Source organism: Leifsonia sp. fls2-241-R2A-40a (genome assembly GCF_030209575.1).
In the GTDB taxonomy this organism is placed as follows: domain Bacteria; phylum Actinomycetota; class Actinomycetes; order Actinomycetales; family Microbacteriaceae; genus Leifsonia.
Map to the genome: position 1 here is coordinate 3,089,542 of NZ_JARVRS010000001.1, position 20,438 is coordinate 3,109,979.

A 20,438-nucleotide genomic window follows, 5' to 3' on the forward strand; every position below is an offset into this window, starting at 1 on the left:
CGGCCGTCACATCCACGGCACCACCCCCGCCTTGAGACAGTAAGGAATCCGATTGGCTCTCACCTCCGACGTCAAGGACGAGCTCACGAAGGTCGAGGTCAGCAAGACCACGGTTCGGGCGGCTGAACTGGCCACGATCCTCCGGTTCTCCGGCGGTCTGCACCTCATCGGCGGCCGGATCGCGGTGGAGAGCGAGCTCGACACCCCGGAGCTCGCGCGGCGCGTCCGCAAAGACCTCGCGGAGCTGTACGGCGTCCGCAGCGAGGTCTCCGTCATCTCAGCGTCGGGCGTCCGGCGCAGCAGCCAGTACCTCGTGCGCGTGCTCGACGGCGGCGAGACCCTCGCGCGGCAGACCGGCCTGTTGGATGCGCGCCGCCGGCCGATCCGCGGCCTCCCGAACCGCCTGACCACGGGCTCCCGCGACGAGCTCGCCGCCGTCTGGCGGGGAGCCTTCCTGGCGCAGGGCTCGCTCACCGACCCCGGCCGCTCGGCCGCCCTCGAAGTCACCTGCCCCGGCAACGAGGCCGCGATGGCGCTGGTCGGCGCAGCAGGTCGCATCGGCATCTCCGCCAAGGCGCGCGAGGTCCGCGGCGTGCACCGCGTCGTCATCCGCGACGGGGATGCGATCAGCGCCATGCTCGTCGCCATGGGCGCCGCGCAGACCGTCGCGAACTGGGAGGAGCTCCGCCAGCGCCGCGAGGTGCGCGCCAACGCCAACCGCCTGGTCAACTTCGACGACGCGAACCTGCGCCGGTCCGCGCAGGCCGCCGTCGCCGCGTGCGCCCGCGTCGAGCGGGCCCTCGAGATCCTCGGCCCCGACGTCCCGAAGCACCTGCGCTACGCGGGCGAGCTGCGGCTCGCGCACCGCGACTCCAGTCTCGACGAGCTCGGCCACCACGCCGACCCGCCGATGACCAAGGATGCCGTGGCCGGGCGCATCCGCCGCCTGCTCGCGATGGCCGACAAGCGGGCGAGCGATCTGGGCATCCCCGGCACCGAGGCGAGCCTCCCCGCCGATCTCGACGAGGTGTAGCTTTCGCGGTGTACGTTTCGTTGGGGACTTGTGGCCGCCAGGAAGCATCCGGCGGCCGCTCGGGTTGCTCTCAGTGACTCGAGAAGTCGCTCGAATCACAACAAACAGTGGAGATGAGTAATGGCTGACTACACGCTGCCGGACCTTCCGTACGACTACTCGGCCCTGGAGCCGAACATCAGCGGCCGGATCATGGAACTGCACCACGACAAGCACCACAAGACCTACGTGGACGGTGCCAACACCGCTCTCGCGAAGCTGGCCGAGGCCCGCGACGCGGACGACCTCGCGAACGTCAACAAGCTCCAGAAGGACCTGGCGTTCAACCTCGCCGGTCACGTGAACCACACGGTGTTCTGGAACAACCTCTCCCCGGACGGCGGCGACAAGCCGGTCGGCGAGCTGGCCGCGGCCATCGACGAGTTCTTCGGCTCGTACGACAAGTTCCGCGCCCACTTCACGGCGTCGGCGCTCGGCATCCAGGGCTCCGGCTGGTCGATCCTCGCGTGGGACTCGCTCGGCCAGAAGCTCATCATCGAGCAGCTCTACGACCACCAGGGCAACCTCGCCGCGGCGACCGTCCCGCTGCTCATGCTCGACATGTGGGAGCACGCCTTCTACCTCGACTACGTCAACGTGAAGGCCGACTACGTCAAGGCGTTCTGGAACATCACGAACTGGTCCGACGTCAACGACCGCTTCCTCCGGGCGCGCGAGAAGACCGCTGGTCTGCTGCTACTGTCGTAGGCGGGTGGGCGTCCCGGGAGGGAGCCTCCCGGGACGCCGCCGTCCGCACACAACACCTGTACAAAGCGCGCCGTCCGGCGCCCATCGAGTAACTGGAGACATCTGTGTCCGTAAAGATCGGAATCAACGGGTTCGGTCGCATTGGTCGTAACTACCTGCGCGCCGCCCTGGCGAAGGGCAGCGACCTCGAGGTCGTCGCAGTCAACGACCTCACCGACAACAAGACGCTCGCACACCTGCTCAAGTACGACTCGATCACGGGCCGCCTGGACGCCACCGTCGAGCTGGACGGCGACAACATCGTCGTCAACGGCAAGCCGATCAAGGTGCTCGCGGAGCGCGACCCCGCCAACCTCGGCTGGGGCGACCTCGGCGTCGACATCGTCATCGAGTCGACCGGCCGCTTCACCAAGGCCGACGACGCGCGCAAGCACATCGAGGCCGGCGCCAAGAAGGTCATCATCTCCGCTCCCGCCACCGGCGAGGACGCCACGTTCGTCATGGGCGTGAACGAGCACCTGTACGACCCGGCGACGCACAACATCATCTCGAACGCCTCGTGCACCACCAACTGCCTCGCGCCGCTGGCCAAGGTGTTCAACGACGAGTTCGGCATCGAGCGTGGCCTCATGACCACGGTCCACGCCTACACCGCCGACCAGAACCTGCAGGACGGCCCGCACTCCGACCTCCGCCGTGCCCGCGCCGCCGCGATCAACATCGTGCCGACCTCGACCGGTGCTGCGAAGGCCATCGGCCTGGTGCTCCCGGAGCTGAAGGGCAAGCTCGACGGCTTCGCGCTCCGCGTGCCGGTTCCCACCGGCTCGATCACCGACCTCACGGTCACCGCTTCGCGCCCGGTCACGATCGACGAGGTGAAGGCGGCCTACAAGAAGGCGGCGGAGGGTCCCCTCAAGGGCATCCTCAAGTACACCGAGGACGAGATCGTCTCCAGCGACATCGTCTCCGACCCGCACTCGTCGATCTTCGACTCCGGCCTGCTGCGCGTCCTCGGCGACCAGGTGAAGCTCTCGAGCTGGTACGACAACGAGTGGGGTTACTCCAACCGTCTCGTCGACCTGACCGAGTACGTCGCCGAGCGCCTCTAAGCCCCGGAACCGACGTGACGCTCCGCACTCTCGACTCACTCGGTTCGCTCGCCGGCAAGCGCGTCGTCGTCCGCTGTGATCTGAACGTGCCCCTCGAGGGCTCGACGATCACGGACGACGGCCGCGTGCGGGCGTCGATCCCCACCCTGAACGCCCTCATCCAGCAGGGCGCCAAGGTGGTCGTCATCTCCCACCTCGGTCGCCCCGACGGCGCACCGGATGCCAAGTACAGCCTGGCGCCGGTCGCCCAGCGGCTGTCGCAGCTCCTCGCCAAGCCCGTCACGTTCGCAAGCGACACCGTCGGCGGCGCCGCGAAGGAGGCGGTCGACGGTCTGGACGACGGCGACGTCGCCCTGCTGGAGAACCTCCGGTTCAACGCGGGGGAGACCTCCAAGGACGAAGCGGAGCGGAAGGCGTTCGCCGAGAAGCTGGCGGCCTTCGGCGACGCGTTCGTCTCCGACGGCTTCGGCGTCGTGCACCGCAAGCAGGCGAGCGTGTACGAGCTCGCCCAGCTGCTCCCGAGCGCCGCGGGCACGCTGATCCAGGCGGAGCTCGAGGTGCTCGACCGGCTGACCGAGAACCCGGAGCGCCCCTACGTGGTCGTGCTCGGCGGTTCGAAGGTCTCCGACAAGCTGGGCGTCATCGGGCATCTGCTGCCCAAGGTGAACGCGCTGCTCATCGGCGGCGGGATGCTGTTCACCTTCCTGGCCGCCAAGGGCCTGAAGGTCGGCTCCAGCCTGCTCGAGGCCGACCAGATCGACACCGTGAAGGGCTACCTGGCGAAGGCCGAGGAGCTCGGGGTCGAGCTGGTGCTCCCGCGTGACGTCGTGGTGGCCTCGAAGTTCGGTGCCGACGCGGAGCACGTGGTGCGTCCGATCGACGGCATCGAGAACACCGACTGGGCCGACAAGGGCCTCGGGCTCGACATCGGACCGGAGACGGCCGAGCTGTTCTCCGAGTACGTCCGCGGCGGGCACACGGTCTTCTGGAACGGTCCGATGGGCGTCTTCGAGCTGGCGCCGTTCGCGGCCGGCACGAAGGCCGTCGCGCAGGCGCTGACCGAGGTCGACGGCCTGAGCGTCGTCGGCGGCGGCGACTCCGCAGCGGCCGTGCGTGCCCTCGGCTTCACCGACGATCAGTTCGGTCACATCTCGACGGGCGGAGGCGCAAGCCTCGAGTTCCTCGAAGGCAAGCGTCTTCCCGGTCTGGAGGTCCTCGGATGGCAGCAGTGAACCCCTCGGTGCGGCGCGTGCCGCTCATCGCCGGCAACTGGAAGATGAACCTGGACCACCTCCAGGCGATCGCCTTCGTGCAGAAGCTGGCGTGGACGCTGAAGGATGCGGGTCACGACTACTCCGCGGTCGAGGTGGCGGTCTTCCCGCCGTTCACCGACCTGCGGAGCGTGCAGACGCTGATCTCGGCCGACAAGCTCCCGCTCGCCTTCGGCGGCCAGGACGTCTCCGAGCACGAGTCCGGCGCCTACACCGGTGAGATCTCGGCAGCGTTCCTCGCGGCGCTCGAGTCGCGCTACGTGATCATCGGGCACTCGGAGCGGCGCACGCTCCACAACGAGACCGACGAGCAGGTGGCCGGCAAGGTGGCCGCTTCGCTCACGCACAACATCGCGCCGATCATCTGCGTCGGCGAGACGGCGGAAGACCTCGAGACGCACGGTGCGAGCGCCGTCCCGGTCGCGCAGCTGCGTGCGGCGCTGTCCCGGGTCGACTCGGCTGCCGACTTCGTCGTGGCCTACGAGCCGGTCTGGGCGATCGGCTCCGGCCAGGCGGCGACGCCGGAGCAGGCGGAGCAGGTCGCGGCGGCGCTGCGTGCGGTGATCGCCGAGGCGCTCGGAGACGACGTGGCCGCCAAGACGCGCATCCTGTACGGCGGATCGGTGAAGTCGGGCAACATCGCCGGCTTCATGCGCGAGCCCAATGTGGATGGCGCCCTGGTCGGAGGGGCGAGCCTCGACGTGAACGAGTTCGCCGCCATCGTCCGGTATCAGAAGCACGTCGGTCTCTGACCGTCGCCGCAAGTTATACTGGTCGTTGGTCTTACCCGGGTATTTCTACCCGGATGCTTCCCGAAAGGTTCCCCGTGCTGATTCTCCAGGTCGTCCTGCAGGTGCTGCTGGGCATCACCAGCCTGCTGCTGACGCTGCTCATCCTGCTGCACAAGGGTCGCGGTGGCGGTCTGTCCGACATGTTCGGCGGCGGCGTGACCTCGAACCTCGGTGCGTCCGGTGTGGCCGAGCGCAACCTCAACCGCATCACGGTGATCCTCGGCCTGATCTGGATCACCTGCATCGTGGTCCTCGGCCTGATCACCAAATTCAGCGCGTAAGCGCTCACTGAAGAAGGAGAGACTCCGTGGCTTCCGGAGGCAGTGCAATTCGTGGCTCGCGCGTCGGCGCGGGTCCCATGGGTGAGCAGGACCGCGGCTTCCACGCGGATCGTGTCGCGGTCTCGTACTGGGACGCGCTCGGCAACGAGACCGTCCGGTACTTCGCGGCGAACCTCCCGGAGGAGGAGATCCCCGACGTCATCGACTCGCCGTCGTCCGGTCTCCCGGCCGGCCGCGACAAGGAGAACCCGCCGTCGGTGGCGAAGACCGAGCCGTACAAGACGCACCTCGCCTACGTGAAGGAGCGCCGCAGCGAGGAGGAGGCGGAGCAGCTGCTCGAAGACGCCCTCAACCAGCTGCGCGCCCGCCGGGGTCGCCCGACCAGCAACTAGCTTTCCTGCGAAGGCCGTCCACCGTCCGGTGGGCGGCCTTCGTCGTATCTGGCCGCCTGCAACGCACGCCCGGGCGCGGGCATTCGTGACGAATCCGTGCCATTCGTGACGAATCGGCGGGATTCGTCACGAATCGTCTGGGGCTAGACTGCGTGTCACAGCAGGAGGTGGCGCATGCGCGGATCCGCGGACGGTCGGGTTCCCGCCCCTCGTGCCCTCGGGGACGTGGTCGGACGGCTCAGCCTCGCGGCCCTCCTGGACGAGGCCGTCGATCGTGCCGAGCAGGCCGAGGCCCTGCTCACCTGTCATGAGGACGGCGAACCGTTGGGGAGCGGCGAGGCAAGGCGGTGTCTGCGGCTCCGGGTGGCGTTCGCGGAGCTGCAGCGCTGGGTCGACGAGCTCGACCTCGGAGGCGCCGAGGCGGACATCCGGGATGAGACGTCGCGGCTTCTCGCCTTCTACCTGCACCTGCTGACGCACGCCTTCGAGCGCGACATCGGCCCTGCCGGACGCGACCGGCTCGCCATCCGCAGCCGCGGGCCCATGACCGGCGCTCCGGCCACCCGTCTCGCCACGTTGCGCGAGCGCATCCGCGCCGCCGCCTGACCCCGCCAGTGGAGATGACGAAGGCCCCGCCGACCGAAGTCGGCGGGGCCTTCGCACGCGTTGCTCAGTAACTCGGCGCGATGAGGTTCTCGGGCACGTCCACTGCGGCTTCCTTGTCCACGAAGAACACGGTCCGCTTGCGACCCTTGGCACCGGCGACCGGCACCTCGGTGTAGCTCGCGCCCGCCAGGGCGAGGCCCAGGGCGCTCGCCTTGTCGCTGCCGGACAGCACCAGCCAGATCCGGTCGGACGAGTTGATCACCGGCCGGGTGAGGCTCAGACGCTCCGGCGGCGGCTTGGGCGACTCGCGCTCGGCGATCACCGTCTTCTCCGTCTCACGGATGCCCGGACGGTCGGGGAACAGCGAGGCGATGTGCCCGTCCGGCCCGACGCCGAGGAACGTGATGTCGAACTTCGGGCACGGCCAGCCGTTCGTCCCGAACGCCTCGAGTTCGGCCGCGTACACGCTGGCCGCCTCGTCGATGTCCGAGAAGTCGTCCGAGGACGGGAACGGGTGCACGTTCTCCGGGGGGACCGCGATGTGGTCGAGCAGGGCCTCACGGGCCTGACGCTCATTGCGGTCGGGGCTGTCCCGCGGCACGAAGCGCTCGTCGCCCCACCAGAAGTGCACCTTCGACCAGTCGATGGTGTCGCGGGCGGGGGAGGAGTTGACCGCCTCCAGGACCGCGATGCCCATCGTGCCGCCGGTCAGCGCGATGTTCGCGTGGCCGAGGTCGTCGAGGATGTCGATCGTCTTGGTGAGGAAACGCGCGGCGACCGATGCCGCCAGCGCTTCCTTGTCCGGGTGGACGAGCACCCGCCGTTCGTTCGTCATGCCCTGGCGCCTGCTCCTTCGTCAGTGGTCTCCAGCAGTGCGAGACCCTTCGTGATCACCTCTCCGTAGAGGTCGTCCGGGTCCAGCCTACGCAGTTCCTCCGCCAGGCAGTCTCGGAGGCTGCGGCGTGGCAGGGAGAGGTCGTGCGACGGCTGACCCGGCTGCGACAGCCGGGCGACGTTCGGGATCTCGCGCTCCAGCTCGATGACGCCCGAAGCACGCTCCATCTTCACGCCGTGGATGCCGCCGGAGCCGATCGCGCGCGAGGCGAGGTCGTACTGCACCGGCACCTGCAGCTGCAGGCGCAGCCACGCGGCGAGGAGGAGGGTGGAGGGGGAGTCGGCCGCGCCGGCCACGTCGACGGACGTGATCGGTTCGTACGGCGGCTGGTCGAGCACCGCAGCGAGCTGCGCGCGCCACAGGGTGAGGCGCGTCCATGCGAAGTCCGTGTCGCCCGGGGCGTACGTCTTGCCCAGGTGGAACAGGAACTCCTGCGGGTTGGGCTGAGCCGAGGCGTCAGTGATCCGCCGGGTGGCGATGCGGCCCAGGGGAGACGCGGACGCCTTCTCCGGGGCGATTCCCGGCCACCAGACCACCACGGGGGCGTCGGGGAGCAGCAGGCCGGTGACCAGCCCTTCCTCGTCGCTCGCCGTCTCGCCGTAGGCGCGGAGGACGATGACCTCGCTCGCGCCGGCGTCGCCGCCGACACGGATCTGCGCATCCAGGCGGGCGTCGCCGCTCGAGTGGTCGCGCTCCTCCTCGGTCGAGACCACGATGACGCGCATCGGGTGCTCGCGGGAGGCGTCGTTGGCGGCCTCGATGGCCTCCTCCTCCTGCCCGAGATGGGTGGCGATGATGAGGGTCAGCACGCGGCCGAGGGCGACGGCGCCGCCCTCCTCGCGGATCTTGACCAGCGCCTTCGAGATGTTGCTGACGGTGGTCGCGGGAAGATCGACGATCATGGACGCCTCCAAACGCGGCCGTCGCGCTGCAGGAGCTCGTCGGCCGACTTCGGGCCCCAGGTTCCGGGGCGGTACTGCTCGGGCTGGCCCTGCGTGGCCCAGAAGTCCTCGATCGGGTCGAGGATCTTCCAGGAGAGCTCGACCTCCTCGTGGCGGGGGAACAGCGGCGGGTCGCCGAGGAGCACATCCAGGATGAGTCGCTCGTACGCCTCCGGGCTCGCCTCGGTGAAGGCGTGGCCGTAGCCGAAGTCCATGCTCACGTCGCGCACCTGCATGCCGGCGCCGGGGACCTTCGAGCCGAAGCGGATGGTCACGCCCTCGTCGGGCTGCACGCGGATGACGAGCGCGTTCTGCCCGAGCGCGCTGGTCTGCGACTCCGCGAAGAGCTGCTGCGGCGCGCGCTTGAACACGACGGCGATCTCGGTGACGCGACGACCGAGGCGCTTGCCCGCGCGCAGGTAGAACGGGACGCCCGCCCAGCGGCGGGTGCCGATCTCCAGCTTGATGGCCGCGTAGGTCTCCGTGGTGGAGTGGGGATTCATCCCGTCCTCCTCCAGGAATCCGACGACCTTCTCGCCGCCCTGCCAGCCGCTGCCGTACTGGCCGCGGGCGGTGGACGTCGCGAGGTCCTTCGGCAGCCGCACGGCGGCGAGCACCTTCTCCTTCTCGGCGCGCAGGTCTGCGGCGTTGAACGAGATGGGCTCCTCCATCGCGGTGAGCGCGAGCAGCTGGAGCAGGTGGTTCTGGATGACGTCGCGCGCAGCGCCGATGCCGTCGTAATAGCCGGCACGGCCGCCCACTCCGATGTCCTCCGCCATGGTGATCTGCACGTGGTCGACGTAGTTGGCGTTCCAGATCGGCTCGTACAGCTCGTTGGCGAAGCGCAGCGCCAGGATGTTCTGGACCGTCTCCTTGCCGAGGTAGTGGTCGATGCGGAACACCGAGTCCGGCGGGAACACCGTCTCGACGACGGCGTTGAGCTCCCGCGCGGACTGCAGGTCGTGACCGAACGGCTTCTCGATGACGACACGCCGCCAGCCCTCGCCGGACTGGTCGGCGAGACCGGACCGCTTGAGCTGCTCGGTGACGATCGGGAACGCCTTCGGCGGGATGGACAGGTAGAACGCGTGGTTCCCCATGGTCCCGCGCTCGACATCCAGCTCTTCGACCGTCTGCTTCAGACGCCGGAAGGCGTCGTCGTCATCGAACTCGCCCGGCACGAAGCGGATGCCCTGTGCCAGCTGCTGCCACACATCGTCGTCGAACGGGGTGCGTGCGTACTGCTTGACCGCGTCGTACACGACCTTCTCGAAGTCCTGGTCCTCCCAGTCCCGCCGGGCGAACCCGACGAGGGAGAACCCGGGCGGCAGGAGGCCGCGGTTCGCGAGGTCGTACACCGCCGGCATCAACTTCTTGCGCGACAGGTCGCCCGTCACACCGAAGATGATGAGGCTGCTGGGCCCCGCGATGCGATTGAGGCGGCGGTCGGAGGGCAACCGCAGAGGGTTGAACTCCGGCGTGATTTCCACCGGTGACAAGTGTCTGATCTCCTTTGTCGGGGGCCTCAGTTGACGGCCTCGAACAGCGAGACGACATCCGCCTCGGCGTTCGTGAGGGTCAGCGTCAGCACCGGGCGGCCGTGCTCGCCGAGGACGCTGGCGTCGCCGGCGGCCTGGGCCTGGATGAGCTGCCCGAAGGTGAAGGGGCGGCCCGGGATCTCGAGGTCCTCGGAGGGAGTCGCCGTGATCTGCAGGAACACGCCGACCGCCGGGCCACCCTTGTGGAACTGACCCGTGGAGTGCAGGAAGCGCGGTCCCCAGCCGAAGGTGACCGGACGGTTCGCCTTGGCCGCCAGCAGGTCGCGGATCCCCGCGAGCTGCGGGAGGGCGAGCCGGTTGACGTAGGCCTGGACCGCCACGTAGCCGTCCGGGCCGAGCTGCGCGAGCAGCGCGTCCACCGCGGCGTCGAGCGTGTTCGCCTGGCCGAGGAACGAACCGGTGGTGCGGACCTCGATGCCGCCCGCGGTGAACGCGGGGGTGACGGGCTCCGGCCGGTTGTCCAGCAGCGAGCGGGCGGCGACCTTTGCGGCCTCCACGTCGGGCTGGTCGAACGGGTTGATGCCGAGCAGGCGTCCCGCGACCGCGACGGCGTACTCCCAGACGATCAGCTGGGCGCCGAGGCTGCCGGAGACGAGGATCTCGCCCTCGTGGCGGTCGGCGGGGAACAGGTGGTGCGCCTCCGCGTTGGCGACGAGTCGCACGACCTGCAGGTCGGCCGGCTTCGACTCGAGCTCGGGAGCCAGCTTGTCGAGCACGACGGGGAGGAGGCCGGTGCCGTTCTTCCCGGTGGACTCGGCGATCAGCTGCTCGGCCCAGTCGGCGAATCCGACGATGTGCGTCCCGTCGGCGACGATGCCCAGCTTGTCCTTCAGCGGGCTCGTGCCGGCGATCGCCGCACCGAGCACCAGGCCCGGGTTCGTGTCGTTGTCGACCGCGAGCTCGATCTGCGTGGCGTCGGCCTCGTCGAGCAGCTCGGAGATGTCGACGCCGGCGAGGCCCGAGGGGACCAGGCCGAACGCGGTCAGCGCCGAGTAGCGGCCGCCGACGTTGGGGTCGGCGTTGAAGACGCGGTAGCCGGCCTCGCGGGCCGACTGGTCGAGCGGCGAACCGGGGTCGGTGACGACGACGGTCCGCTCGCGCGGGTCGATGCCCGCATCCCGGAACCACTTCTCGTACACGCGACGCTGGCTGTCGGTCTCGAGCGTCGAGCCCGACTTCGACGAGATGACCACCGCGGTGGCCTCCAGCCGGTCGCGCAGCGCCGCGAGCACCTGGCCCGGGTCGGTCGAGTCGAGCACCGTCAGCTCGGCCTCGGCCGTGCGGGTGATGACCTCCGGCGCGAGCGACGAGCCGCCCATGCCGCCCAGGACGATGTGGTTGATGCCCTTGGCGTGGAGCTCCTCGCGCAGGGCGACGATCTCGGGAACCAGGGGGCGCGAGATCGCGACGGCCTCGGTCCAGCCGAGGCGCTTGCTCGCCTCGGCCTCCGCTTCCGGGCCCCAGAGGGCGGGATCCTGCGCCGCGATGCCCGACGCCACCTTGTCGGCGACGAGCTGCGGGACGACGGTGCGGACGGCCTCGGCCGCCGGCCCCGTGACGTGGATGCGGAACGTCACTTGGCGGCTCCCTCGAGCGCGTTCTTCACGGTCTCGACGAGCTCGCCCCAAGACACGTTGAACTTCTCGACGCCCTCGCGCTCGAGCGTCTCGGTGACGTCGTCGAAGGAGATGCCGAGGTCGGCAAGCTTGTTCAGCACGTCGTTCGACTCGGCGTACGTCTTGGTGACGGTGTCGCCCGTGATGTTGCCGTGGTCGAAGGTCGCGTCGAGCGTCTTCTCCGGCATCGTGTTGACGGTGTTCGGGGCGACGAGCTGCTCGACGTACAGGGTGTCGGGGAGGCTCGGGTCCTTGACGCCGGTGGAGGCCCACAGCGGACGCTGCTCGTTCGCACCGGCCGCGACGAGCGCCTTGGCGCGCTCGGTGGCGAACTGCTGCTCGTACACCTCGTAGGCGAGACGGGCGTTGGCGATGCCGGCCTTGCTCTTCAGCGACTCGGCCTCGTCGGTGCCGATCGCGCTGAGGCGCTTGTCCACCTCGGTGTCGACGCGGGAGACGAAGAACGAGGCGACCGAGTGGATGCCCGAGAGGTCGATGCCCGCCGCCTTGGCCTTCTCGAGGCCGCTGAGGTAGGCGTCGATGACCTGGCGGTAGCGCTCCAGGCTGAAGATCAGGGTCACGTTGACGCTGATGCCGGCGCCGATCGTCTCGGTGATGGCCTCGAGGCCCTCGACCGTGGCGGGGATCTTGATCATCACGTTCGGCTTCTGGATCTTGGCCGACAGCTTCTGGGCGGCCTCGATCGTGGCCTGGGTGTCGCGGGCCAGGCCCGGGGCGACCTCGATGGAGACGCGGCCGTCGACGCCGTTCGTGCGCTCGAAGGTCTCGTGGAAGATGTCGCTCGCGTTGGCGACGTCGTCGGTGGTGATCTCGAAGATCGCGTCGTCGACGGAGACGCCGGCGGCGGCGAGCTGGCGGACCTGCTCGTCATACGCCTCGCCCTTGGAGAGCGCGGCGGCGAAGATCGTCGGGTTTGTGGTCACGCCGACGACGTTCTTCTCGGCGATGAGCTTCTGCAGGCTCCCGGAGTTGATGCGCTCACGCGAGAGGTCGTCCAGCCAGATGCTGACGCCCGCAGCCGACAGGGCGGCGGTGGGGGTCTCGGTGGTGGAGGTGGTGTCGGTCATTTTCTCTTATCTCCTCTTGTGCCCGCGCTCAAAGCGACGCGAGCGATTCCTTCGCGGCGGACACGGCGTGCTCGGTGGTCATGCCGAACTCGCGGAACAGGGTCTTGTAGTCGGCCGATGCACCGAAGTGCTCGATCGACACGCTGCGGCCGTGGTCGCCGACGATCTTGTCCCAGGCGAGCGCCAGGCCGGCCTCGATGGAGACGCGGGCCTTGATCTCGGCGGGAAGTACATTCTCGCGGTACTCGGCGGGCTGCTCGGCGAACCACTCCAGGCTCGGAGCGGAGACGACGCGGGCGTTGATGCCCTCGCCGCGCAGCTCCTCGCGGGCCTCGAGGGCGATCTGCACCTCGGAGCCGGTGGCGATGAAGATCACGTCCGGCGTGCCGCCCGGCGCCTCGGCCAGGATGTACGCGCCCTTCGCGACGTTCTCGGCCGACGCGAGGGTGTCGCCCTCGGCGTCTCCCTCTCCGCGCTCGAACACCGGGATGTTCTGACGGGTCAGCGCGATGCCGGCCGGGCCGTTACGACGCTCGAGGATCGTCTTCCAGGCCCACGCGACCTCATTGGCGTCACCCGGGCGGACGACGGTGAAGTTCGGGATGGCGCGGAGCGTCGAGAGCTGCTCGATCGGCTGGTGCGTCGGGCCGTCCTCGCCGAGGGCGACGGAGTCGTGCGTCCAGACGAAGATCGACGGGATGTTCATCAGCGCCGACAGGCGGAGGGACGGCCGCTGGTAGTCGCTGAAGATCAGGAACGTGCCGCCGAACGGGCGGGTCGGGCCGTGCAGCACGATGCCGTTGATGATCGCGGCCATCGCGTGCTCGCGGATGCCGAAGTGCAGCACGCGGCCGTACGGGTTACCGGTCCACTCGTGCGTCGACCGCTCGGTCGGCACGAAGGACGGAGCGCCCTCGATGGTGGTGTTGTTGGACTCGGCGAGGTCGGCGGAGCCGCCCCACAGCTCGGGCATGACCTGGGCGATCGCGTTGATCACCTTGCCGCTCGCGGCGCGGGTGGAGACGTCCTTGCCCGGCTCGAAGACCGGCAGGGCGCTCTCGAGGTCGGGTGCCTCGCCGCTGAGCAGGCGGTCGAGCAGCTGCTTGCGCTCGGGGTTCGCCTCGGCCCAGGCGTCGAAGCCCTTCTGCCACTCGGCGCGCTCCTCGGCGCCGCGCTCGACGGCCTTGCGCGTGTGCTCGATGACCTCGTCGGCGACCTCGAAGGTCTGCTCGGGGTCGAAGCCGAGCACCTGCTTGACGGCACGCAGCTCGTCGGCGCCGAGCGCCGATCCGTGGATCTTTCCGGTGTTCTGCTTCTTGGGCGCGGGCCAGCCGATGATCGTCTTGAGGATGATGAGCGACGGCTTGTCGGTCACCTCCTGCGCGTTGACGATCGCCTGGTGCAGCTCCTGCACGTCCTCTTCGTAGACGCCGGTCTTCTTCCAGTCGACGACCTGGACGTGCCAGTGGTACGCCTCGTAGCGCGCCTTGACGTCCTCGGTGAAGGCGATGTCGGTGTCGTCCTCGATCGAGATCTGGTTGCTGTCGTAGATCGCGATCAGGTTGCCGAGCTCCTGGTGGCCGGCGAGCGACGACGCCTCGGAGCTGACGCCCTCCTCCAGGTCGCCGTCGGAGGCGATCACGTAGACGTGGTGGTCGAACGGGCTCTGGCCGGGAGCAGCGTCCGGGTCGAAGAGGCCGCGCTCGAAACGCTGGGCATAAGCGAAACCGACGGCGGAGGAGATGCCCTGACCGAGAGGTCCGGTGGTGATCTCCACGCCGTCGGTGTGTCCGTACTCCGGGTGGCCGGGGGTGAGGGAGCCCCAGGTGCGGAGCGCCTTGAGGTCGTCGAGCTCGAGACCGTAGCCGCCCAGATACAGCTGGATGTACTGCGTCAGCGACGAGTGGCCGGCCGACAGGATGAACCGGTCGCGACCGAGCCAGTGCTGGTCGTGCGGATCGCGGCGCATCACCTTCTGGAAGAGCAGGTAAGCGGCAGGGGCGAGGCTCATGGCGGTGCCGGGATGACCGTTGCCCACCTTCTCCACCGCATCGGCTGCGAGAACGCGAGCCGTGTCTACTGCCTTGTTGTCAATGGGATCCCACTGCAGTGCTGCCACGTGAAAACTGACCCTTCGTAGAAATAGGTGAGGGTCGTCGTGGAACCCGCACCGGTTGAGGTAGTGCGCGCCGTGGACGTCATCGGCGCCGGGCCCCGACAGGGCTTCGGCTGGCGAGCACTCCCAAGTATAGGTAACACGCACGAAACGTGGGGTGTTCCCCCAGACGGTTGTGCCAGAGGCGTACAGCGGGTAGCCGCCCGGCCGCGCCTCTACGTGTCGTAGACTTGCCCGGGGTCACGAACCCATCCGCCGACATCACACGAGGAGCAATGGACGTCGCTGTAGAGAGCCGTGTCGAACCGGGCCGCATCGGCGTCGCTCGCAAGGTGAAGGCGTATTTCGCACTCACCAAGCCGCGCGTGGTCGAGCTGCTGCTGGTCACCACGGTCCCGACGATGATCCTCGCGGCGAACGGCATCCCGAACCTCTGGCTGGTGTTCGCCACCGTCATCGGCGGCTACATGAGCGCGGGTTCCGCCGGCGCGTTCAACTGCTACATCGACCGCGACATCGACCGGGTCATGCGACGGACGAAGAACCGTCCCCTGGTGACCGGGGAGCTCTCCGACCGCGAGGCGCTCGTGTTCGCCTGGGCGCTCGGGATCGCGTCCGTCCTGGTGCTCGGCTTCTTCACGAACTGGCTCGCGGCGGCCCTCTCGGTCGCGGCCATCCTGCTCTACGTCGTCTTCTACACGCTGATCCTCAAGCGCCGGACCCCGCAGAACATCGTCTGGGGCGGCGTCGCCGGCTGCATGCCCGTGCTCATCGGCTGGGCGGCGGTCACCGGGTCGCTCGCCTGGGCGCCGTTCATCCTGTTCGGGATCATCTTCCTCTGGACGCCGCCGCACTACTGGCCGCTGTCGATGAAATACCGCTCCGACTACCAGGAGGCGGGTGTCCCGATGCTGGCGGTCGTTCGCGGCCGCGCGGTCGTCGGCCTGCAGGTGATCCTGTACGCGTGGGCCATGGTCGCCTGCTCGCTGCTGCTCATCCCGGTCGGGCACATGGGGCTGCTCTACACGGCGGTCTCGCTCGTCGCCGGCGGTTGGTTCATCTACGAATCGCACCGTCTGTACAACCTGGCGATCCGTCACGAGTCGGTGTCCCCGATGCGCGTCTTCCACGGCTCGATCGCGTACCTGACGCTGATCTTCCTCGCCGTGGCGATCGACCCGCTGCTCCCGTTCTGATCCCAGAGCGATCCGTGTGCCGCGGAACCCCGCGCACCTCTACGATGTGGCCATGACAGCGCAGTTGCTGACAGCCCGGCTCACCACGGAGCGCCTGGTGCTCGACGCTCCCACGGACGCGGACATCCCCGACGTCGCGCAAGCGTGCCAGGACGCCGAGACCCAGCGCTGGGTGCCCCTCCCGTCTCCCTACACCCGCGAGAGCGCGGAGTTCTTCGTGCGCAGCTACTGCCCGCACGGGATCGCCAGCCGGCGGTACACGGTGTGGGCGCTCCATCGCGTGGAGGGCGGGCGGATGCTCGGCGCACTGGAGGTGCGGCGCGACGAGCGCGCCGGGTCGGCCTCGCTCGGCTGCTGGTCCGGGCCCTGGGCGCGCGGCCACGGGTACATGCGCGAGGCGCTGGCCGCCGTGACGCAGCACGCGCTGGACAGCGATGGGCTCGGGTTCGAGCAGCTCAACTGGGAGTACGTCCCGGGCAACGACGCCAGCAGGCGGCTGGCGGAGGCGGTGGGGTTCGACTTCGCGGCTGGGGCGCGCACCACCGTCACCCTGCACGGTCAGACCCGCGAGGCGCGGGTCGGGACGCTACGCCGCGACGACGTGCGCGGCTGAGTCGGCGTCGGCGTCGATCGCCGACACGGGCGACGTCAGCGACAGGATCACCGCGGTCATCGCCGCGGCGAGCAGCGCCGCCAGGGTCATGTGGATGCCGACCAGGATGCCGGGGAGACCCGTGTTCGCCTGGATGAGGCCCACCGCGATCTGCGCCACCTCGACGGCGAGCAGGTACTGGGTGAACCGACGGACCGCCGGCCCGCCGTACCGGAAGGAGCCGATCACGAGCAGGAGCGTCAGCCCGAACGTGACGTAGGCCGGGATGGCGTGGACGTGCTGCAGGATGCCCGGGTCGAACCCGCTTCGCGGCGTCTTCGCGTCGCCCGCGTGCGGGCCGGAGCCGGTCGTGACGATCCCGACGAGGATCGTGACCGCGACGAAGACGGCCGTGATCCATGCCGCTGCGGCGTACCACCGCGGAACGGCGCGCATGCGCGGTCCGGGAACGGCGTACACGCGGACGAGGAAGGCGGCGGTGAGCACCACCAGCACGATGGAGGTGACGAAGTGCATCCCGACGACCCACCAGGTGAGGCCGGTCAGCACGGTGATCCCGCCCAGGATCGCCTGGAACGGGACGCCGAGGCCGGCGATGAGGGTGAGCAGGAACAGGTCGCGCCGCGTGCGGTAGAGCTTCACCACGGCGAGGAAGGCGACGATCGCGACGACGGCGAGCACGCCGCCCAGCAGCCGGTTGCCGAACTCGATGACGCCGTGGATGCCCATCTCGGGCGTGTTGACGAGGGAGTCGGCCGTGCACTTGGGCCAGGTCGGGCAGCCGAGCCCGCTGGAGGTGAGACGCACCGCGCCTCCGGTCGCGACGAGCAGGATCTGCGCTGCGAGGTAGATCCAGGCGACGACCCGGGTGCGCGCATCCACACGGTCGGGGAGCCAGTCGATAAAGCGCTTCATGGGTCTGTGTTGCTCCTGGTCGGATGCGGATACTCGGGCAATGCGCAGGCGCGCCTCTACTAATACCGCGCCGCACCTGTAGAATTGGTGGGTTCGAGGAACGCGCCCATGGTGCGCGTGCGCGCGGTCGGATTCTCCGTCCGTGGCCGGGGCATCGTGGCCCGTCTCCCTGGACAGTTTAGGTACGCATGTGTTGGTACGCAGCCACCGCCACCCGCACAATCACGACCCTCTGAACGCCACCGGCCTCGTGCCGTGTGTTCCGAGGGGAATGAGCCGGACTGATATCCGGTTACGAGTGGAAGGAAACGAGGTAGATATGTCAGACATCCTGATCGATCGGCCTGAGCTCGCCTCATTGGGGCAGTACGAGTTCGGCTGGGCGGATTCCGACGCTGCGGGCGCTTCCGCACGTCGTGGTCTCTCACCCCAGGTGGTGAAAGACATCTCCGCACTGAAGAACGAGCCCGAGTGGATGCTGCAGCGCCGCCTCAAGGCCCTGCAGTTGTTCGAGCGCAAGCCGATGCCGACCTGGGGCGCCGATCTGTCGGAGATCGATTTCGACAACATCAAGTACTTCGTCCGCTCCACTGAGAAGCAGGCGCAGAGCTGGGAAGACCTCCCCGAGGACATCCGCAACACGTACGAGAAGCTGGGCATCCCGGAGGCGGAGCGTCAGCGTCTCGTCGCCGGCGTCGCCGCGCAGTACGAGTCGGAGGTCGTCTACCACCAGATCCGCGAGGACCTGGAGCAGCAGGGCGTGATCTTCCTCGACACCGACACCGCGCTGCGCGAGCACCCCGAGATCTTCGAAGAGTACTTCGGCACCGTCATCCCCTCCGGCGACAACAAGTTCGCGGCGCTCAACACCGCGGTGTGGTCCGGCGGCTCGTTCGTCTACGTGCCGAAGGGCGTTCACGTCGAGATCCCGCTGCAGGCCTACTTCCGGATCAACACCGAGAACATGGGCCAGTTCGAGCGGACGCTGATCATCGCCGACGAGGGCAGCTACGTCCACTACATCGAGGGCTGCACGGCTCCGATCTACAAGTCCGACTCGCTGCACTCCGCGGTCGTCGAGATCATCGTGAAGAAGAACGCCCGCGTTCGCTACACGACCATCCAGAACTGGTCGAACAACGTCTACAACCTGGTCACCAAGCGGGCGACCGCGGCCGAGGGCGCGACCATGGAGTGGATCGACGGCAACATCGGCTCCAAGGTGACGATGAAGTACCCGTCGATCTACCTGATGGGGGAGCACGCCAAGGGCGAGACCCTGTCCGTCGCCTTCGCCGGTCCCGGTCAGCACCAGGACGCCGGCGCCAAGATGATCCACATGGCTCCGTACACGCAGTCGTCGATCGTCTCCAAGTCGATCGCCCGCGGCGGCGGCCGGGCCGGCTACCGCGGCGAGGTCCGCGTGGATGCTGCTGCGCACCACTCCGCCAACACCGTGCGGTGCGACGCGCTGCTGGTCGACACGATCTCGCGGTCGGACACCTATCCGGCCATCGACATCCGCGTCGACGATGTCCAGCTCGGCCACGAGGCGACCGTCTCGCGGGTGAGCGAGGAGCAGCTGTTCTATCTGATGTCCCGTGGGCTCCCGGAGGACGAGGCCATGGCTATGATCGTCCGCGGCTTCATCGAGCCGATCGCCCGCGAGCTGCCCATGGAATACGCACTCGAACTCAACAAGCTCATCGAGATGGGCATGGAAGGCTCTGTCGGATGACGCAGATCGAGACGACGACGACCGACCCGGCCGCCCCCGCCCCGAAGCACCTCCGCGCGCCCGTCCCCGTCCAGAGCCGTGCCGAGCGGTTCACCTCAACGGAGGTCTCCGACTTCCCGGCGGTGACCGGCCGCGAGGTGATGTGGAAGTACACCCCCGTCGCACGCATCGAGGAGCTCATCAGCGGTGAGCTCGACGGCGCGCCGTACGTGTACGACGTGACGACGGCTCCCGGCGTGACCACGGCGTGGGTCGGCCGCGAGGACGCCCGCATCGGCGTCGCCGGCACGCCGGAGGACCGCGCCTCCGCCAACGCGTGGACCGCGTTCGAGCAGGCGCTGGTCGTCAGCATCGCTGCCGACCTGAGCGGGGACCACCGCGAGGTGACCCTCACCCGCTCCGCCCTCGGTGGCGCGGCGCGAGCGGCGCACACCGTGGTCGAGGTGGCCCCGGGGGCCGCCGCGACGCTCATCCTGCAGAACCTCGGCTCGGCGCACCTGGCCGAGAACGTCGAGTTCCTCCTCGGTGCCGACTCCGACCTCACGGTGGTCTCGCTCCAGGAGTGGGATGACGACGCCCTCCATGTCGCCGCCCACTTCGCCGAGCTCGGCGACGGGGCGCGCATCAAGCACGTCGCCGTCACCCTCGGCGGCGGGGTCGTGCGGCTGAACCCGTCCGCCCACCTCGCCGGTGCGCGCTCGGACGCCGAACTGCTCGGAGCCTACTTCGCCGACGCGTCGCAGCACCTCGAGCAGCAGGTCTACGTGCACCACGACGGCCCGGAGACCCGCAGCCGGGTGACCTACAAGGGCGCGTTGCAGGGGCAGGGCGCTCGGACGGTCTGGATCGGCGACGTGCTGATCGGCCCGAAGGCCGTCGCAACCGACACCTACGAGCAGAACCGCAACCTCGTGCTCACCGACGGCGCCCGCGCCGACTCGGTGCCGAACCTCGAGATCGAGACCGGCGACATCGTCGGCGCCGGCCACGCCAGCGCGACCGGCCGGTTCGACGACGAGCAGCTCTTCTACCTGCAGTCGCGCGGCATCCCGGAGGAGGAGGCGCGCCGCCTGGTCGTGCGCGGATTCCTCGCCGAGATCGTGCAGCAGATCGGTTCGCCGGCGCTGCAGGAGCGCCTGCAGGCGAAGATCGAGGACGAGCTCCAGTCGTCGACGGTCACGGCCGCCGGGGCTGAGCACTGATGGCGGCGCAGCGCGTCGCAGGGGTCGCGGAGCTGGTGGAGAACCAGGCCACGCGTGTCGTGGTCGAGGGCGTCCCGATCGCGGTCGTCAAAGACTCCGCCGGCAGCATCCACGCCATCGGCGACACCTGCACGCACGGCGAGATCTCGCTGTCCGAAGGCTTCGTCGAGGACGAGACGCTCGAGTGCTGGGCGCACGGCTCCCAGTTCTCGCTCGTCACCGGCAAGCCCCTCAACCTCCCGGCCTACGAGCCGGTCCCCGTCTACAGCGTCGAGATCATCGACGGAGACGTCTACATCGACCCCAGCGTTCTGAAAGAGACCAAGTAA

General features: G+C 68.9%; 20 protein-coding genes. 13 read left to right on the forward strand and 7 right to left on the reverse strand.

The features are described 5' to 3' along the window. Positions 1–52: 52 nt before the first annotated feature. The 8 genes from whiA to QRN40_RS15270 all read left to right on the forward strand — a co-directional run bounded on the left by whiA (position 53) and on the right by QRN40_RS15270 (position 6,230). On the forward strand, positions 53–1,033 hold the full coding sequence (gene whiA, locus QRN40_RS15235) for a DNA-binding protein WhiA (protein ID WP_285116611.1): 981 nt from the start codon (positions 53–55) through the stop codon (positions 1,031–1,033). A gap of 120 nt (positions 1,034–1,153) precedes the next feature. Continuing rightward, positions 1,154–1,780: a superoxide dismutase gene (locus tag QRN40_RS15240; RefSeq protein WP_285116613.1), complete on the forward strand. Its 627-nt coding sequence runs from the start codon at positions 1,154–1,156 to the stop codon at positions 1,778–1,780. Between the two features lie 104 nt (positions 1,781–1,884). Then, a complete protein-coding gene (gap, locus tag QRN40_RS15245) occupies positions 1,885–2,889 on the forward strand; it encodes a type I glyceraldehyde-3-phosphate dehydrogenase (protein ID WP_285116615.1) in 1,005 nt (334 codons plus the stop codon). Between the two features lie 14 nt (positions 2,890–2,903). Then, positions 2,904–4,121 (forward strand): phosphoglycerate kinase, encoded by a 1,218-nt coding sequence (locus QRN40_RS15250; protein ID WP_285116617.1) that lies wholly within the window; start codon positions 2,904–2,906, stop codon positions 4,119–4,121. Continuing rightward, positions 4,109–4,912: a triose-phosphate isomerase gene (tpiA, locus tag QRN40_RS15255; protein ID WP_285116619.1), complete on the forward strand. Its 804-nt coding sequence runs from the start codon at positions 4,109–4,111 to the stop codon at positions 4,910–4,912. The genes QRN40_RS15250 and tpiA overlap by 13 nt, the downstream gene beginning before the upstream one ends. A 74-nt stretch (positions 4,913–4,986) precedes the next feature. Next, positions 4,987–5,232: a preprotein translocase subunit SecG gene (gene secG, locus QRN40_RS15260; RefSeq protein WP_018191139.1), complete on the forward strand. Its 246-nt coding sequence runs from the start codon at positions 4,987–4,989 to the stop codon at positions 5,230–5,232. Between the two features lie 26 nt (positions 5,233–5,258). Then, on the forward strand, positions 5,259–5,624 hold the full coding sequence (locus tag QRN40_RS15265; RefSeq protein ID WP_285116624.1) for an RNA polymerase-binding protein RbpA: 366 nt from the start codon (positions 5,259–5,261) through the stop codon (positions 5,622–5,624). 174 nt (positions 5,625–5,798) lie between these two features. Next, a complete protein-coding gene (locus QRN40_RS15270; RefSeq protein WP_285116625.1) occupies positions 5,799–6,230 on the forward strand; it encodes a hypothetical protein in 432 nt (143 codons plus the stop codon). Between the two features lie 64 nt (positions 6,231–6,294). On the opposite strand, the gene pgl is transcribed toward QRN40_RS15270, so the two are convergent. From pgl to tkt, 6 genes are read right to left on the reverse strand one after another with little or no spacing between them, the layout of a single operon-like run. Continuing rightward, a complete protein-coding gene (gene pgl, locus QRN40_RS15275) occupies positions 6,295–7,065 on the reverse strand; it encodes a 6-phosphogluconolactonase (RefSeq protein ID WP_285116626.1) in 771 nt (256 codons plus the stop codon). Further along, complete coding sequence (locus tag QRN40_RS15280; RefSeq protein WP_285116627.1) at positions 7,062–8,027, reverse strand: glucose-6-phosphate dehydrogenase assembly protein OpcA; 966 nt, start codon at positions 8,025–8,027, stop codon at positions 7,062–7,064. The genes pgl and QRN40_RS15280 overlap by 4 nt, the downstream gene beginning before the upstream one ends. Beyond that, complete coding sequence (gene zwf, locus QRN40_RS15285; protein WP_285116629.1) at positions 8,024–9,565, reverse strand: glucose-6-phosphate dehydrogenase; 1,542 nt, start codon at positions 9,563–9,565, stop codon at positions 8,024–8,026. Before zwf ends, QRN40_RS15280 begins: the two co-directional genes overlap by 4 nt. 26 nt (positions 9,566–9,591) lie before the next feature. Further along, the gene (locus QRN40_RS15290; RefSeq protein WP_285116631.1) at positions 9,592–11,202 is read right to left on the reverse strand and encodes a phosphoglucose isomerase-related protein; all 1,611 of its coding nucleotides are present in this window, start codon (positions 11,200–11,202) and stop codon (positions 9,592–9,594) included. Beyond that, positions 11,199–12,329, reverse strand: a complete 1,131-nt coding sequence (tal, locus tag QRN40_RS15295) for a transaldolase (RefSeq protein WP_285116632.1) — start codon at positions 12,327–12,329, stop codon at positions 11,199–11,201. Before tal ends, QRN40_RS15290 begins: the two co-directional genes overlap by 4 nt. A gap of 28 nt (positions 12,330–12,357) precedes the next feature. Beyond that, the gene (gene tkt, locus QRN40_RS15300) at positions 12,358–14,448 is read right to left on the reverse strand and encodes a transketolase (protein WP_285116633.1); all 2,091 of its coding nucleotides are present in this window, start codon (positions 14,446–14,448) and stop codon (positions 12,358–12,360) included. A 272-nt stretch (positions 14,449–14,720) separates the two neighbouring features. Here tkt and QRN40_RS15305 point away from each other — a divergent pair, with 272 nt between their 5' ends. Next, complete coding sequence (locus tag QRN40_RS15305; protein ID WP_285116635.1) at positions 14,721–15,641, forward strand: heme o synthase; 921 nt, start codon at positions 14,721–14,723, stop codon at positions 15,639–15,641. Between the two features lie 52 nt (positions 15,642–15,693). Continuing rightward, complete coding sequence (locus tag QRN40_RS15310; protein WP_285116636.1) at positions 15,694–16,254, forward strand: GNAT family N-acetyltransferase; 561 nt, start codon at positions 15,694–15,696, stop codon at positions 16,252–16,254. Here QRN40_RS15310 and QRN40_RS15315 read toward each other — a convergent pair. Beyond that, on the reverse strand, positions 16,228–17,169 hold the full coding sequence (locus QRN40_RS15315) for a COX15/CtaA family protein (RefSeq protein ID WP_285116638.1): 942 nt from the start codon (positions 17,167–17,169) through the stop codon (positions 16,228–16,230). The two genes, QRN40_RS15310 and QRN40_RS15315, sit on opposite strands and share 27 nt — an antisense overlap. A gap of 319 nt (positions 17,170–17,488) precedes the next feature. Between QRN40_RS15315 and sufB the strand changes: the two genes are divergently transcribed. The 3 genes from sufB to QRN40_RS15330 are packed head-to-tail and all read left to right on the forward strand — an operon-like array spanning position 17,489 to position 20,438. Next, positions 17,489–18,907 (forward strand): Fe-S cluster assembly protein SufB, encoded by a 1,419-nt coding sequence (sufB, locus tag QRN40_RS15320; RefSeq protein ID WP_285116640.1) that lies wholly within the window; start codon positions 17,489–17,491, stop codon positions 18,905–18,907. Next, complete coding sequence (gene sufD, locus QRN40_RS15325; protein ID WP_285116641.1) at positions 18,904–20,109, forward strand: Fe-S cluster assembly protein SufD; 1,206 nt, start codon at positions 18,904–18,906, stop codon at positions 20,107–20,109. Before sufB ends, sufD begins: the two co-directional genes overlap by 4 nt. Beyond that, entirely contained in the window at positions 20,109–20,438 is a 330-nt protein-coding gene (locus tag QRN40_RS15330) for a non-heme iron oxygenase ferredoxin subunit (protein ID WP_285116643.1), read from the forward strand. Before sufD ends, QRN40_RS15330 begins: the two co-directional genes overlap by 1 nt.

Bases quoted from the DNA above. Each gene is read 5' to 3' on its own strand.
- QRN40_RS15240 (WP_285116613.1), top strand. From the start codon at position 1,154: ATGGCTGACTACACGCTGCCGGACCTTCCGTACGACTACTCGGCCCTG.
- tpiA (WP_285116619.1), top strand. From the start codon at position 4,109: ATGGCAGCAGTGAACCCCTCGGTGCGGCGCGTGCCGCTCATCGCCGGC.
- QRN40_RS15270 (WP_285116625.1), top strand. From the start codon at position 5,799: ATGCGCGGATCCGCGGACGGTCGGGTTCCCGCCCCTCGTGCCCTCGGG.
- pgl (WP_285116626.1), bottom strand. From the start codon at position 7,065: ATGACGAACGAACGGCGGGTGCTCGTCCACCCGGACAAGGAAGCGCTG.
- QRN40_RS15280 (WP_285116627.1), bottom strand. From the start codon at position 8,027: ATGATCGTCGATCTTCCCGCGACCACCGTCAGCAACATCTCGAAGGCG.
- tal (WP_285116632.1), bottom strand. From the start codon at position 12,329: ATGACCGACACCACCTCCACCACCGAGACCCCCACCGCCGCCCTGTCG.
- QRN40_RS15305 (WP_285116635.1), top strand. From the start codon at position 14,721: ATGGACGTCGCTGTAGAGAGCCGTGTCGAACCGGGCCGCATCGGCGTC.
- QRN40_RS15310 (WP_285116636.1), top strand. From the start codon at position 15,694: ATGACAGCGCAGTTGCTGACAGCCCGGCTCACCACGGAGCGCCTGGTG.
- QRN40_RS15315 (WP_285116638.1), bottom strand. From the start codon at position 17,169: ATGAAGCGCTTTATCGACTGGCTCCCCGACCGTGTGGATGCGCGCACC.
- sufB (WP_285116640.1), top strand. From the start codon at position 17,489: ATGTCAGACATCCTGATCGATCGGCCTGAGCTCGCCTCATTGGGGCAG.
- sufD (WP_285116641.1), top strand. From the start codon at position 18,904: ATGACGCAGATCGAGACGACGACGACCGACCCGGCCGCCCCCGCCCCG.
- QRN40_RS15330 (WP_285116643.1), top strand. From the start codon at position 20,109: ATGGCGGCGCAGCGCGTCGCAGGGGTCGCGGAGCTGGTGGAGAACCAG.